Source organism: Erythrobacter sp., from assembly GCA_019739335.1.
Classification (GTDB): Bacteria; Pseudomonadota; Alphaproteobacteria; order Sphingomonadales; family Sphingomonadaceae; genus Alteraurantiacibacter.
Genome location: CP073261.1, coordinates 1,568,035 through 1,581,266, shown reverse-complemented (window position 1 = coordinate 1,581,266; position 13,232 = coordinate 1,568,035). Strand labels below are relative to the sequence as shown.

General features: G+C 64.4%; 16 protein-coding genes. 6 read left to right on the top strand and 10 right to left on the bottom strand.

Annotation, left to right across the window (positions count from 1 at the left end; translation table 11 throughout):
* Positions 1-20: 20 nt before the first annotated feature.
* Genes JY451_07880 through JY451_07870 form a run of 3 tightly spaced genes read left to right on the top strand, consistent with a single transcriptional unit; the run spans position 21 to position 2,809 of the window.
* Complete coding sequence (locus JY451_07880) at positions 21-1,973, top strand: 1-deoxy-D-xylulose-5-phosphate synthase (GenBank protein ID QZH76438.1); 1,953 nt, start codon at positions 21-23, stop codon at positions 1,971-1,973.
* A gap of 2 nt (positions 1,974-1,975) precedes the next feature.
* Positions 1,976-2,185, top strand: a complete 210-nt coding sequence (locus tag JY451_07875; GenBank protein QZH76637.1) for a hypothetical protein — start codon at positions 1,976-1,978, stop codon at positions 2,183-2,185.
* Positions 2,186-2,809, top strand: a complete 624-nt coding sequence (locus JY451_07870) for a hypothetical protein (GenBank protein ID QZH76437.1) — start codon at positions 2,186-2,188, stop codon at positions 2,807-2,809.
* Between the two features lie 628 nt (positions 2,810-3,437).
* Here JY451_07870 and JY451_07865 read toward each other — a convergent pair.
* A complete protein-coding gene (locus tag JY451_07865; protein QZH76436.1) occupies positions 3,438-4,436 on the bottom strand; it encodes an adenosine kinase in 999 nt (332 codons plus the stop codon).
* A gap of 80 nt (positions 4,437-4,516) precedes the next feature.
* On the opposite strand from JY451_07865, the gene JY451_07860 reads away from it, so the two are divergent.
* The 3 genes from JY451_07860 (at position 4,517) to JY451_07850 (ending at position 6,681) form a co-directional block, all read left to right on the top strand.
* Complete coding sequence (locus JY451_07860) at positions 4,517-5,224, top strand: EI24 domain-containing protein (GenBank protein QZH76435.1); 708 nt, start codon at positions 4,517-4,519, stop codon at positions 5,222-5,224.
* Position 5,225: 1 nt separating this feature from the next.
* A complete protein-coding gene (locus JY451_07855; GenBank protein QZH76434.1) occupies positions 5,226-5,663 on the top strand; it encodes a hypothetical protein in 438 nt (145 codons plus the stop codon).
* A gap of 79 nt (positions 5,664-5,742) precedes the next feature.
* Complete coding sequence (locus JY451_07850; GenBank protein QZH76433.1) at positions 5,743-6,681, top strand: hypothetical protein; 939 nt, start codon at positions 5,743-5,745, stop codon at positions 6,679-6,681.
* A 10-nt stretch (positions 6,682-6,691) separates the two neighbouring features.
* On the opposite strand, the gene JY451_07845 is transcribed toward JY451_07850, so the two are convergent.
* From JY451_07845 to JY451_07805, 9 genes are all read right to left on the bottom strand, one after another.
* On the bottom strand, positions 6,692-7,048 hold the full coding sequence (locus JY451_07845; GenBank protein ID QZH76432.1) for an iron-sulfur cluster assembly accessory protein: 357 nt from the start codon (positions 7,046-7,048) through the stop codon (positions 6,692-6,694).
* A complete protein-coding gene (locus tag JY451_07840) occupies positions 7,048-7,506 on the bottom strand; it encodes an SUF system Fe-S cluster assembly protein (protein ID QZH76635.1) in 459 nt (152 codons plus the stop codon). The genes JY451_07845 and JY451_07840 overlap by 1 nt, the downstream gene beginning before the upstream one ends.
* Before the next feature lie 20 nt (positions 7,507-7,526).
* Complete coding sequence (locus tag JY451_07835) at positions 7,527-8,735, bottom strand: cysteine desulfurase (GenBank protein ID QZH76636.1); 1,209 nt, start codon at positions 8,733-8,735, stop codon at positions 7,527-7,529.
* A gap of 65 nt (positions 8,736-8,800) precedes the next feature.
* The gene (locus JY451_07830) at positions 8,801-9,547 is read right to left on the bottom strand and encodes a SufD family Fe-S cluster assembly protein (protein ID QZH76431.1); all 747 of its coding nucleotides are present in this window, start codon (positions 9,545-9,547) and stop codon (positions 8,801-8,803) included.
* Entirely contained in the window at positions 9,544-10,290 is a 747-nt protein-coding gene (sufC, locus tag JY451_07825) for a Fe-S cluster assembly ATPase SufC (GenBank protein QZH76430.1), read from the bottom strand. The genes JY451_07830 and sufC overlap by 4 nt, the downstream gene beginning before the upstream one ends.
* Positions 10,290-10,850, bottom strand: coding sequence for a DUF559 domain-containing protein (locus JY451_07820; protein ID QZH76429.1), 561 nt, complete (start codon positions 10,848-10,850; stop codon positions 10,290-10,292). The genes sufC and JY451_07820 overlap by 1 nt, the downstream gene beginning before the upstream one ends.
* Positions 10,847-11,230: a hypothetical protein gene (locus JY451_07815; GenBank protein ID QZH76428.1), complete on the bottom strand. Its 384-nt coding sequence runs from the start codon at positions 11,228-11,230 to the stop codon at positions 10,847-10,849. Before JY451_07815 ends, JY451_07820 begins: the two co-directional genes overlap by 4 nt.
* Positions 11,230-12,726, bottom strand: coding sequence for a Fe-S cluster assembly protein SufB (gene sufB / locus JY451_07810; protein ID QZH76427.1), 1,497 nt, complete (start codon positions 12,724-12,726; stop codon positions 11,230-11,232). Before sufB ends, JY451_07815 begins: the two co-directional genes overlap by 1 nt.
* Complete coding sequence (locus JY451_07805; protein ID QZH76426.1) at positions 12,723-13,145, bottom strand: SUF system Fe-S cluster assembly regulator; 423 nt, start codon at positions 13,143-13,145, stop codon at positions 12,723-12,725. The genes sufB and JY451_07805 overlap by 4 nt, the downstream gene beginning before the upstream one ends.
* Between the last annotated feature and the right edge of the window lie 87 nt (positions 13,146-13,232).

Genomic DNA, 13,232 nt, shown 5'->3' with positions numbered 1-13,232 from the left:
TTGCCGTGTAAGACCGCACGATGACTTCAACACGTCCTTTGACCCCATTGCTCGACACTGTCGATGTTCCCGCCGACCTCCGCCAGCTCAAGCCCGAGCAATTGCGCCAGCTGGCCGACGAATTGCGCACCGAAATGATCGATGCGGTCGGCTCCACCGGTGGGCATCTCGGTTCAGGGCTGGGCGTGGTCGAGCTGACCGTGGCGCTGCATTACATTTTTAACACTCCGACCGACCGGCTGATCTGGGATGTCGGCCACCAGGCCTATCCGCACAAGATCCTCACAGGACGGCGGAGCCGGATTCGGACCTTGCGGCAGGGTGGCGGGCTTTCGGGCTTCACCAAGCGCAGCGAAAGCGAATACGATCCGTTCGGCGCGGCGCATTCCTCCACCTCGATTTCGGCGGGGATCGGCTTTGCCGTCGCGAACAAGCTGAACGACCGGCCGGGCAAGGCCATCGCGGTGATCGGCGACGGCGCGATGAGCGCGGGCATGGCCTACGAAGCGATGAACAATGCCGAAGCGGCGGGCAATCGGCTGATCGTGATCCTCAACGACAACGACATGTCGATCGCCCCGCCGGTGGGCGGCCTGTCGGCCTATCTCGCCCGCATGGTCTCCTCCAGCGAATATCTCGGCCTGCGCTCGCTCGCCAGCCGGGTGGCGAACAAGATCAGCCGCCGGGTGCACAATTCGCTGCACAAGGCGGAGGAATACACCCGCGGCATGGTCACCGGCGGGACGCTGTTCGAGGAACTGGGCTTCTACTACGTCGGCCCGATCGACGGGCACAATCTCGATCACCTGGTGCCGATTCTGGAAAACGTGCGCGACAGCGAGCAGGGGCCGATCCTCGTCCACGTCGTTACCACCAAGGGCAAGGGCTACGCCCCGGCCGAGGACAGCGCCGACAAGTACCACGGCGTGCCCAAATTCGACGTGATCACCGGGGAAAAGGCCAAGTCCAAAGCCGGGCCGCCCGCCTACCAGAACGTATTCGGGGAAACGCTGGCCAGGCTGGCGGACACCGATCCGCGCATCTGCGCGATCACGGCCGCCATGCCGAGCGGCACCGGAGTGGACAAGTTCGCCAATGCCCATCCGGCCCGCGCCTTCGACGTCGGCATTGCCGAACAGCACGGCGTCACTTTCGCGGCGGGGCTGGCTGCACAGGGAATGCGGCCGTTCTGCGCGATCTATTCCACCTTCCTCCAGCGCGCCTACGATCAGGTGGTCCACGATGTGGCGATCCAGAACCTGCCGGTCCGCTTTGCGATCGATCGCGCCGGACTGGTGGGGGCCGACGGGGCGACCCACGCGGGCAGCTTCGATCTCACCTACCTCGCCAGCCTGCCCAATTTCGTGGTGATGGCCGCCGCCGACGAGGCGGAGCTGATGCACATGACCTATACCGCTGCCGAGCATGACTCTGGCCCGATCGCCTTCCGCTATCCGCGCGGCAACGGCGTGGGTGTGGAGATGCCGGCAGAGCCGCAACTGCTGGAGATCGGCAAGGGCCGGGTGGTGCGTGGCTCTGCGGAGCGCGGCGGCAAGGTGGCCATCCTTTCGCTCGGCACCCGGCTGGAAGAAGCGCAGAAGGCCGCTGATCAGCTCGAGGCCAAGGGGCTTTCCACTACGGTGGCCGACATGCGCTTTGCCAAGCCGCTCGACGAGGCGCTGATCCGCCAACTCGGCGCTACGCATGAAGTGCTTGTGACGGTGGAAGAAGCCGCCATCGGCGGGCTCGGCGCGCATGTGCTGACGATGGCCAGCGACCTCGGCCTGACCGATCCCGACAGCGCCACCGGCGGCCTGAAAATCCGCACCATGCGCCTGCCGGATGTGTTCCTCGATCACGACGATCCGATGAAGCAGTACGACGCCGCCCGGCTGAATGCGCCGCATATCGTGGAAACGGTGCTTGCGGCTTTGCGGCACAACAGCGCGGGGGTGGAGGAAGCGCGGGCGTAACGATCAATCTATCCGACGTAGAGCAGGGCGTCGACCTCAAGGTCTTCCACTCGGGGCTGGTGACGAGTGGCGGGCATGTGCTTGATGTGACGGCTTTGGGGCGTGATGTGGCTGCGGCTAGGGATGCGGCCTATACGGGCGTGGATGCGGTGGTGTTTCCGGGCGGGTTCTGTCGGCGGGATATTGGCTGGCGGGAGATTGAGCGGGGTTAGATGAGACACGTTGAAGAACTTCCCGCAGCATTCAATCGCTACCGGAAGATCGGCGGCGTCCTGGATTTCGCTGTCTTCGAAGGAACAAAGGGGACCGACGAAGAGGTCCTGAAGGCGATCCCTCACGCATTGCAGCGGTCCAAACACTTCAACCAGAACAAGCTGCGCTCGCTGGGATACCGCCGGATTAAGGAGCGGAAGTTCTTTGGCGAATGGTATGACTTTGACAGCCGGCAATTGCTGAAGCGGGGAAGCTGGCGCACGGCTGGTGGAACAGAGTTGCAAGACCCGACTCTGAAGGTGCTCGACCAATACAAGATCGTCTCCGGCGCGGCGCCATGCCCTGAAATCGGTTTGGGCGGCCAGTTCGCCTATGCCTTTTCAAGCCCGCCCTATAATTTGCACGATCGACCCGGCAAAGTGCAGGAGCTATTCGACGCAATCACAGATTTCATCCTGCCGCCATCGCTTCAAAGCGACATTCGCGACTGGAGCAGCCCGCAGATGCTGGAAGTGTCAGACTATTTCGCCGCAGGGATGGGATGGTGGGGCGTATTCCTGTTTAGCATCCATATTCCAGCAATCGAGCGGCTTACTATCATAGCGGGCTCGACCACGGACTGACGCGGAGGTGGCACCGGATGCTTCGACAGGCTTAGCATCAGCAGGGTCTTTGGAGCACACCAGCCAAGGAGCGCGACCTGCGGTTATCGCTCCACCCGTTCCCTCTCCCCTTGCGGGAGAGGGTTCCTGCCGCGTTAGCGGCGGAGGGAGAGGGGACGGCGGCGCGAGCCGCCGCTTGTGTGCATCGCCTGAACGCCCCCTCACCCTCCCACCGCTGCGCGGCGGGCCCCTCCCTCTCCCGAAATGGGAGAGGGGTTGATAGTCGAGTATCTGCCAGACAATCTCCGGACTGGACTGTGTAAGCTCGACAAGGCTCTTTCCTACACGGCGGATGCGCGCCTAGCCTAGCCTCGCCGCGCTTCGCCTCTCGCGAGGGGCGGCAGGCTCTTTCACTTTGTCGATCCGCCGGCCAGTGTGGCCACCGCCGAACGTCGATATTGGTGTCAACTTCGTGTAAACTTTCGCCGCATCAGAAAAATCCTCCCCAGCAAGGGGAGGGGGACCGCGCGCGCAGCGCGGGGTGGAGGGGCTTCCCGACTCTCGCAGATTCGAGCAGCCCCTCCACCATCCTGCGGATGGTCCCCCTCCCCTCCTGAGCTTGTCGAAGGGCCGGGGAGGATTTACAGTGTCAACCCTCCAGCTTCTCCGCCATCAACGCCGCCAGATCGGCTTCGGGCCTTGCGCCATAGTGCGAGATGATTTCCGCCGCTGCGATCGCGCCGCGCTTCAGGCAACGGGCGGGTTCCTCGCCGCGGACGTGGCCGAACAGGAAGCCCGCCGCGAACAGGTCGCCCGCACCGGTGGTGTCGACCACCTTGTCGATCGGCTCGGCGGCAACATCGGTGCGGGTGCCACCGGTGACGCAGGTGGCGCCCTTTTCCGAGCGGGTGGCGACCAGCACCGGCACCTTGGCGCTCAGCGCATCGAGCCCGGCGTCGAAGCTGTCGGCCCCGGTCAGCGCTGCGAGTTCGACTTCGTTGGCGAAGAGGATGTCGATCATCCCTTCGGCGATCAGGTCACGGAAATCGTCGCCGTGGCGGCTGATGACGAAAGCGTCCGAGAGCGTGAAGGCAACCTTTCGCCCCGCGGCGCGTGCCGCCGCAATCGCCGCGCGCATTGCCTTGCGCGGTTCTTCCGGATCCCACAGGTAGCCTTCGAGATAGAGAATGCTCGCGCCCGCGACGGCCTTCTCGTCAAGCGCGGCTGCGGGGAGGAACTGCGTCGCGCCGAGGAAGGTGTTCATCGTCCGCTGGCCATCCGGGGTGACGAAGATCAGGCAACGCGCGGTCGGCGGTTCGCCTTCGCGCGCGGGCACGTCGAAATCGATGCCCACCGCGCGGATATCGTGCGCGAAGACGCTGCCGAGCTGGTCATCCGCCACCTGGCCAACAAATGCGCACTGCGCTCCCATCGCCGAAAGCCCCGCCAGCGTATTCGCCGCCGAACCACCCGAAATCTCCCGCGCCGGGCCCATCGCCGCGTAAAGCTCTTCCGCCTGGTCGGCGTCGATCAACTGCATCCCACCCTTTGTCAGGCCCAGTTCCTCAACCAGTTCGTCCGAAGAGGGAGCCATCACGTCGACAATGGCGTTACCGATGGCAATTACGTCGTATCGGGGGGCAGTCATGCAGTCTCCTGAAGCTTTTACGGCGGGTTTCGCCGCGTCGGCGTTGACTTGGCGGAAGGGCCGCGCAATCGCAAGCGACGATGGCATCGGTTCCCGCATCTCTGGCTTTGGGCTTCGGGCAATTGTTCGACTGGGCAGTGCTGCGGATACTGCTCAAGAGCATTGCGGTGACCCTGCTGGTGTTCGTGATTGTCGCCTTTGTGGGCTGGTACGCGCTCGACTGGGCGCTGGCGGCTGGTGGGCTGGAAGACGGTTCCTTCGCCGGAGCCGATGGCCTGCGTGGCGCGCTGTCGGCTGTGCTCACCCTCATCGCACTGTGGTTCACCTGGCGGATCGTGGCGATGGTGGTGGTGCAGTTCTTCGCCGACGAAGTGGTGCAGGCCGTCGAGGCCAGACACTATCCGGACGAGGCGAGCACCGCGCGCGATCTCTCCTTCGGCGAGGAACTGCGCAATGCCGCGCGCGCCGGGGGACGGGCGCTGCTGTTCAACCTGATCGCCGCGCCGGTGGCGCTGGTGCTGCTGTTTACCGGAGTGGGCACCTTCGCGGTGTTCTGGCTGGTCAATGCATTGCTGGTCGGCCGCGAATTGCAGGACATGGTCTGGCTGCGCCACCGCGCGGACAAGGACCATGCCGCGCCGGTCGGGCGAGGGGAGCGATTCCTCCTTGGCGGCGTGATCGCGGCGCTGCTGGCAGTGCCCTTCGTCAATTTCCTCGCGCCGGTGCTGGGCGCGGCGAGTGCCACCCATCTCGTTCATCGTTCCAACCGCAAGGTTCTGCCTGACTGACATGCGCCTGATCCCGCCCCTCCTTGCTGCCGGCTTGCTGTCCGCCTGCGCCACAACCGCGCCGCAACAGCAAGCGCCGCCCCCGCCGCCGCGCCCGGTCACGCAGACGCAGGTGCCACCCACGCGCCCGCCGCCGCCTGCGCCGGTTGCGGGCTTTCGACTGCCGCAGATCATGGAAGGACCGGGACTCGGCGGAATCATCCGCGAGGGTGCGAGTGCGCTCACCCGCCGGTTCGGCCAGCCCCGGCTCGACGTGGCCGAAGGCGATATGCGCAAGCTGCAATTCGCCAGCGAGGCCTGCGTGCTCGACATTTTCCTCTATCCGCTCGCGCCGAATGGCCCGCTGCAGGCAACCTGGATCGAAGCGCGGCGCGCATCGGACGGGGCGGAAGTGGATCGGCTGGCCTGTATCCAGGCTTTGTCCCGGCCAGGATCGTGACGGGGCCAGCAGGGCGGTAACGCGAATTTAAGCCTGTTGGGGCATATCCTCCGCCAAACGAGGGGGACAGACCCAAGCCATGAGCATGCATTTCGCCGATATCGCCCGTTCCGCCGCTGCCGATGGCGGTGTGTCGCCAGAGGAAGTCCTCGCCCTGCGCCGCGCCGGCTGGGCCGACGGCAAGATGACCCGCGCCGAAGCGGAGAGCCTGTTTGCCTTGCAGCAGGCTACTGCCAATCCGGGCGCGGAGTGGAGCGATTTCTTCGTCGAGGCCCTCCAGGTCCACGTCCTCGAAGCCAGCGAACCGCGCGGCTACGCCAGCGAGGAAGAAGCGCGCTGGCTGATCGAGCAGGTCAGGGCGGACGGCAAGGTCTGCTCGATGACCGAGCTGGAACTGCTTACCCGCGTGATCGAAAAGGCGGGCAATGTGCCCGACGTGTTGAAGGACTTCGTGCTCGAAGTACTCGAAGCCGCGGTGCTGACCGGCACCGGCCCGACCCGCAACGGCGGCGAATTGTCCGCCACCTATGTGACCGATGCCGAATGCAAGCTGATCCGCCGGGTGATCTTCGGCTCCGGCGGCGATCGCCCCGCAGCCGTCAGCCGCCGCGAGGCCGAAATGCTGTACCGCATCAAGGATGCCAGCGAGCACGCTGCCAATGCCCCCGAGTTCCAGCGCCTGTTCGTGCAGGGGGTGGGCAACTACCTGATGGGTTTCGCCAGCGATACCGCGCAGTTGAGTCGCGAGCGCACGCTCGAACTCGAAATGTTCGTGGCAGACAATTCGGTCAGCATTGGCCGCTTCATGGGCGCAATGGCGACCACTGCCCCGAATGCTTTCGGCAAGGTGTTCGGCCAGCGCAAGCCGGAAAGCCGCGAAACACAGGTGCAGAAGGATGCAGCGGTGACCGTGAGCGAGCAGGACTGGCTCGACCGGCAAATTGCGCTAAGCGGCAAGATCGACACCTACGACCGGGCGCTGCTGGACTTCATCGCCGAGGAGTGCGGGCAGGCCTGAGCCTGCTCCGCTAGACCATAAAACTCTCGCCGCAGCCACAGGCGCCCTTGGCGTTGGGATTGGTGAACACGAATCCGGCGGTGAAATCGTCCTCAACCCAGTCCATCGTGCTGCCCACAAGGTACAGCACCGAAGCCCCGTCGATGTAGAAGGTGCCCCCGGGCGTGACGATCTTCTCGTCGAACTTTACCTCTTCCGACACGTAATCGACCGAATAGGCGAGGCCCGAACAGCCCCGGCGCGGGGTCGAGAGCTTCACGCCGATCGCATCGGCCGGCGCCTTCGCCATCAGCTCGGCCACCCGCGCTTCGGCGGCCGGGGTGAGCGACACAGCGGCGGGCAGGGTGCGGACCTTGGTGTCGGCCATCACAACATCCCCAGTTCGAGCCGCGCTTCGTCGCTCATCTTCGACGGGTCCCAGGCCGGATCCCAGGTCACTGCCACTTCGGCATCACGCACGCCGGGCAGGCCCATGATCCGCATCTCGATTTCGCCAGGCATCGTTTCGGCCACCGGGCAATGCGGGGTGGTGAGCGTCATGGTGACGACGACATCGGAATCGCTGCTCACCTCGACATTGTAGATCAGGCCGAGATCGTAGATGTTCACCGGGATTTCCGGATCGTAGATATCCTTCAGCGCCTCGATCACGCTTTCGTACAACGCCCCGCCGGGTTCGCCCGCGCTGACCTCGATCGGCTTCTGCGAGAGAAAGCCTTCGAGATAGTCGCGCTTGCGCTCCAGCTTCGCGCCCATGCTTTCAGGCGCCGTTTCTTCCGGCAGTTCCGCATCGGAAACGCGGGCGCGCGGGGGCTTGGTGGTCATGTCGTCGGAGTGCTGTTCCATCAGCCGAAAATCCTTCTTGTGCGTTCAATCCCGCGCAACAGTGCGGCAACGTCTTCCTCGTCCGAATAGATGCCGAAGCTGGCGCGCGCGGTGGCGGTAATGCCCAGCTTGGCCATCAGCGGCTGCGCACAGTGGTGCCCGGCGCGGATGGCGACATTCTCTTCGTCCAATATGGTGCCCAGATCGTGCGGGTGAACCCCGTCAATGAGGAAACTGACGATTCCGGCGCTGGCTTCCGGGCCGAACAGGGTGACATCGTTCATCGCCCGCAGGGCTTCGCGGGTCTGCGCCACCAGCCGCGCTTCGTGCGCGTGGATCGCGTCCAGCCCCACGGCGGAAACATAATCGCAGGCCGCACCAAAGGCGATCGCCTCGACAATCGCGGGCGTCCCGGCCTCGAACCGCTGCGGCGGCGGGGCATAGGTGGCGCGTTCGAACGTGACCGTGTCGATCATCGCCCCGCCGCCCTGCCACGGCGGCATCATATCGAGCAGTTCCGCCCGACCCCACAGCGCACCGATGCCGGTGGGGGCGTAGAGCTTGTGTGCCGAAAAGGCGTAGAAATCGCAATCGAGCGCCGCGACATCCACGGGCAGGCGCGGCACCGCCTGGCAGCCGTCGAGCAGCAGCTTCGCACCAACGGCGTGGGCGAGATCGGCCGCGCGCTTCGCGTCGAGTACCGAGCCGAGCACGTTGGAGACATGCGCGAAAGAGACCATCGTGTGCTCGCGCGTCAGCATCGCTTCGGCGGCGTCGAGATCGATTCGCCCGTCGGCGGTAAGCGGGCAGACATCGACCTGCCACCCGGCGAGCTGCCAAGGGACGATGTTCGAATGGTGCTCCAGTTCGGACAGCAGCACCCGGCCCTTGTCAGGAAAGCTGTAGGCGACAAGATTGATCGCCTCGGTCGCGCCGCGCGTGAACACCAGCTCGCTTTCCGCGCCGCCGATGAACCGCGCGACCTTGCGCCGCGCCTCTTCGTAGCCGAGCGTCATTTCCGCCGAACGAGAGTAAACCCCGCGATGCACGGTGGCGTAATCGACGCCGACCGCGCGGGTCAGAGCGTCGATCACCACTTGCGGCTTCTGCGCTGTCGCGGCGCTATCGAGATAGTGCCAGCGTTTGCCAGAAGCGGTCACGAGGCCGGGGAAGTCGGCTTTCCAGTCCCCCTCCCGCTGGCGGGAGGGGTTAGGGGTGGGAACGACCACCGCCCGCGTTACAGGCCCACCCCCGGCCCCTCCCGCCAGCGGGAGGGGAGAAGTTTGCACTTCACTCACGCCACATCCCCCAACACATCAAGCGCCGCTGCCAGCAGCCGCTCGGCTTCGCTCTCATCATCCAGCGCGGCAAAGGCATCGGCGATGAAGGCACGGATCAGCAGGGCGCGGGCTACATCGGGCGCAAGGCCACGGCTGGCCATGTAATAGCTTGCCGCCTCATCAAGCTGGCCGACCGTCGCGCCGTGGGCGCATTTCACGTCGTCGGCGAAGATTTCCAGTTCGGGCTTGGCATTGGCCGAAGCTCCGCGTTCGAGGATCAGCGCCTTGAAATCCTGCGCCGCATCGGTCTGCTGACCGCCGCGCCCAACATGGATCGCGCCGAGGAAATTGCCGCTCGCCTGTCCCCAGTGGACCGCGCGGACCACCTGGTTGCTGGTCGCGGCCAGCGCATCGTGGCGGGTGCGGGTAACGATCTCGCGCACCGCGTCCCCGCCGCCGATGGTGACGCCGCCAAATTCGAAATGCGCGCCTGCGCCCAGTTCGACCTCGACTTCGACGCGGGTGTAATCCTCGCCCGCGATCACCACGAACAGTTCCGCCCGCGCGCCTTCAGCCACGTTCAGGCGGATGCGGTGCAGTTCGGGTGCATTCCCGCCTACCACCATGCAGTGGCGGCGGGTCTCGCCGGGAGCGAGCGCGATCTCTTTCCAAGCATCGAGCGCCGCCACGCCCAGCCGCTCGATCGCGGCCACGTCGGCGTAGCGCCAGCTTTCCTCGCGGGTGGTCGGAAGCGCTGTCATGCCGCCATCACCTCGTCATAGCCCTCGGCCTCCAGCTGGCGCGCGAGATCGGCACCACCAGTCTTCACGATCCGGCCCTTGGCGAGGATGTGGACGAAGTCGGGCTGCACATAGTCGAGCAGGCGCTGGTAGTGCGTGATCAGGAGCACGCCCTTTTCGGGCTTGCGCATGATCGCATTGATCCCTTCACCCACCACCTTGAGCGCGTCGATATCCAGCCCGCTGTCGGTCTCGTCGAGCACGGCGAACATGGGATCGAGAATGCCCATCTGCACCATCTCGTTGCGCTTCTTCTCGCCGCCCGAAAAGCCGACGTTCACGTTGCGCTTCATCATGTCCATGTCGAGCCTGAGCAGCGCCGCCTTTTCCTTGGCGAGCCGGAGGAAATCGCCGCCCGAAAGCGGCGCTTCGCCGCGCGCCTTGCGCTGCGAATTGAGCGCTTCGCGCAGGAACTGGACGTTGGACACGCCGGGAATCTCGACCGGATACTGGAAGCCGAGGAAGAACCCCGCCGCCGCGCGTTCGTGCGGTTCGAGCGCGAGCAGGTCCTGCCCCATGAATTCGACCGAGCCGCCGGTCACTTCGTATCCGGGCCGCCCGCCGAGCACATAGGCTAGCGTCGACTTGCCCGCGCCGTTCGGGCCCATGATCGCATGGATTTCCCCCGCGCCCACTTCGAGCGTGAGGCCGTTGAGGATTTGTGTTTCGCCGATGGTGGCGTGAAGGTCAGTGATTTTCAGCATCAGTCTTTCCTGTCGCGGCCCGTGGGCCGGCGCGGTGGGCCATTGCCGTCGCGATCGTTGCGCGGCGTGGTCTGGCGGGGATGGTTGGCATTGTGCTCGCGGCGCGCGACACCCTTGTCGGCGATGCGCATGCGCATTCCGGCGGTGATGCGGGCGAGCACGTCGTCCATGTTTTCAAGGATATCCTCGGCCTTCAGCCGCATCACCCGGATGCCCACCGATTCGAGGCTCTTGTCGCGGCGCTTTGCCAGCGCATCGTCCTGCTCCGGCTCGTCGATCACGATCGCCATGCCGAGATTGTGGCAGTTGAAGTCGACAATCGCACTGCCCACCACCGCGTGGCGGGTGAAGGCGTAGCGCCCGAAATCCGCCTTGGCGAACCGTTCGTGGAGCGCCTTGTGCGCCTCGGACGAATAGCGCCGCATCTCCCGCGCCCGCTCATGCAGCGCATCGAGCCGCGAATCGGAAATCTCCCACCCGCGCCCCTTCTTCTTGAGCGCGGGGGCTTCGGTGGGTTGGTCCGAGGGATCGGGGAGGGCGAGGGTTTTGCGGGTGGTCATTCGCTTCGTCCGGAATTCCGTGCTGCCCGTGCTTCGAACATCTGAGCTTTCACGTCATCCTCAACCATTCCGGAATATCGCTCCCGGAACCAAGCTGCAATTTCCACGATATCCTCGGTGCTTCTTTCAGGAAATGCCCGCTGTGCATCGCCCAAAATATTCATATTGAACGATAGCTTTTCCTCGGCGCACATTGCGTCGATGACTTCCCATGTTGCCTCGATTGGCTCATTCGCGGGCTCCAGACGCAAGGCGTTTTGTGAGGTGCAGTCGTGATATGCTTGGAGGGATGCATTTGTCTCCGCACTCCGAAACTCTGACTCTTGGGCCTCAACAGGCGTGGCGAATGCCACCAAGCTAGCAAGCAGCAAAAGCTTCATCACCCCACGCTCCCCTCAAGCGAAATCGCCAGCAGCTTCTGCGCTTCCACCGCGAATTCCATCGGCAGTTCCTTCAGCACTTCCTTGGCGAAGCCGTTGACGATCAGCGCCACCGCTTCCTCCTGCGCCAGCCCGCGCTGCATCGCGTAGAACAGCTGGTCGTCGGAGATCTTCGAGGTCGTCGCCTCGTGCTCGATCTGCGCGGTGGGGTTCTTCACTTCGATATATGGCACAGTGTGCGCGCCGCATTCCGCGCCGAGCAGCAGCGAATCGCACTGGGTGAAGTTGCGCACATTGTCCGCGTTCGCGCCCACGCGCACCAGCCCGCGATAGGTGTTGTTTGATTTGCCCGCAGAAATGCCCTTGGAAATGATCGTCGAGCGGCTGCCGCGCCCGTTGTGGATCATCTTGGTGCCGGTATCGGCCTGCTGGTAATTGTTGGTGACGGCAACCGAGTAGAACTCGCCCACCGAATCCTCGCCATTGAGCACGCAGCTGGGATATTTCCACGTCACCGCAGAGCCGGTTTCCACCTGCGTCCACGAAATCTTGCTCCGCGCGCCCTGGCACAGCCCGCGCTTGGTGACGAAATTGTAGATCCCGCCAACACCCTCGGCGTTGCCGGGATACCAGTTCTGCACGGTAGAATACTTGATCTCGGCATCTTCGAGCGCCACCAGTTCCACCACGGCGGCGTGGAGCTGGTTCTCGTCGCGCATCGGCGCGGTGCAGCCTTCGAGGTAGCTGACATAGCTGCCCTTTTCGGCAATGATCAGCGTGCGTTCGAACTGGCCGGTATTCTCGGCATTGATGCGGAAATAGGTGGAGAGCTCCATCGGGCAGCGGACGCCTTCGGGAATGTAGACGAAGGTGCCGTCCGAAAAGACCGCGCAGTTCAATGTGGCGAAGAAATTGTCGTGCTGCGGCACCACCTTGCCGAGCCACTTCTTCACCAGTTCGGGGTATTCGCGGATCGCCTCCGAAATGCTACGGAAGATCACCCCCGCCTTCTCCAGCTCGGCGCGGAAGGTGGTGGCGACGCTGACAGAGTCGAACACCGCATCCACCGCCACCTTGCGCGCGCCTTCGACACCCGCAAGCACTTCCTGCTCGGCAATCGGGATGCCAAGCTTGTCGTAGATCGCCTTGATTTCGGGATCGAGTTCATCGAGCGAACCCAGCGTCGGCTTCTTCTTCGGTTCGGCGTAGTAGAAGGCGTCCTGATAATCGATCCTGGGATAGCCGACCTTGGCCCAGTCCGGCTCCTCCATCGTCTGCCACAGGCGGAAGGCCTTCAGCCGCCAGTCGAGCATCCATTCGGGCTCGTTCTTCTTGGCCGAAATGAAGCGGACGGTGTCCTCGGTGAGACCCTTCTCCGCGAACTCTGTTTCGATTTCGGAGGACCAGCCGTGTTCGTAATCGGCGGCCTTGGCGGCGGCTTCGCGCGCGTCCCTGTCGGTTTCAGGGCGGTCTGTAAGTTCAATCTGATCGGTCATGCCACTTCCGGCTCTTTGATGGGGGCGCGCGAGAGCTGGACGAGCGAGATATTCGCCAGCGCTCCGCGCAGGGCCGCATTGACCAGCGGCCAGTGCGGTTTGACGCTGCAATTGTGATCGACCACGCAATCATGCCCGTCGACGCAGGCGGTGAGCGCGATCGGCCCTTCAACGGCTTCGACTATATCCGCCACGCTGATCGCCGCCGCCGGACGCGCCAGCTGCAACCCGCCGCCCGCGCCCCGCGTCGAGCGCAGCAGCCCGGCGGCGGTCAGCTTGCTGACGACCTTCTGCACCGTAGGCACCGGCAGGCCGGTTTCCGCCGCCAGCTCGGCCGCAGAGGTCCGCCCGCCGCCACAATGGCGGGCAGCCGCACACATGGTGACGACGGCGTAATCGGCGAGGTTTGACAGTCTCATTTCTGGCGCATAGCTTAAATCGGACCAAATCGTTCTGATTAGCCACCTATGCAGGATCAGCGCGGAATCAAGCCGAAACCGACTGTT

Excerpts from the sequence above, each read along its gene's own strand:
- JY451_07865 (QZH76436.1), bottom strand. The coding sequence starts at position 4,436 with ATGACTGCCCCCCGATACGACGTAATTGCCATCGGTAACGCCATTGTC.
- JY451_07850 (QZH76433.1), top strand. The coding sequence starts at position 5,743 with ATGAGCATGCATTTCGCCGATATCGCCCGTTCCGCCGCTGCCGATGGC.
- JY451_07830 (QZH76431.1), bottom strand. The coding sequence starts at position 9,547 with ATGACAGCGCTTCCGACCACCCGCGAGGAAAGCTGGCGCTACGCCGAC.
- JY451_07840 (QZH76635.1), bottom strand. The coding sequence starts at position 7,506 with ATGACCACCAAGCCCCCGCGCGCCCGCGTTTCCGATGCGGAACTGCCG.
- JY451_07870 (QZH76437.1), top strand. The coding sequence starts at position 2,186 with ATGAGACACGTTGAAGAACTTCCCGCAGCATTCAATCGCTACCGGAAG.
- JY451_07845 (QZH76432.1), bottom strand. The coding sequence starts at position 7,048 with ATGGCCGACACCAAGGTCCGCACCCTGCCCGCCGCTGTGTCGCTCACC.
- JY451_07805 (QZH76426.1), bottom strand. The coding sequence starts at position 13,145 with ATGAGACTGTCAAACCTCGCCGATTACGCCGTCGTCACCATGTGTGCG.
- sufC (QZH76430.1), bottom strand. The coding sequence starts at position 10,290 with ATGCTGAAAATCACTGACCTTCACGCCACCATCGGCGAAACACAAATC.
- JY451_07860 (QZH76435.1), top strand. The coding sequence starts at position 4,517 with ATGGCATCGGTTCCCGCATCTCTGGCTTTGGGCTTCGGGCAATTGTTC.
- JY451_07820 (QZH76429.1), bottom strand. The coding sequence starts at position 10,850 with ATGACCACCCGCAAAACCCTCGCCCTCCCCGATCCCTCGGACCAACCC.
- JY451_07815 (QZH76428.1), bottom strand. The coding sequence starts at position 11,230 with ATGAAGCTTTTGCTGCTTGCTAGCTTGGTGGCATTCGCCACGCCTGTT.
- sufB (QZH76427.1), bottom strand. The coding sequence starts at position 12,726 with ATGACCGATCAGATTGAACTTACAGACCGCCCTGAAACCGACAGGGAC.
- JY451_07880 (QZH76438.1), top strand. The coding sequence starts at position 21 with ATGACTTCAACACGTCCTTTGACCCCATTGCTCGACACTGTCGATGTT.
- JY451_07855 (QZH76434.1), top strand. The coding sequence starts at position 5,226 with ATGCGCCTGATCCCGCCCCTCCTTGCTGCCGGCTTGCTGTCCGCCTGC.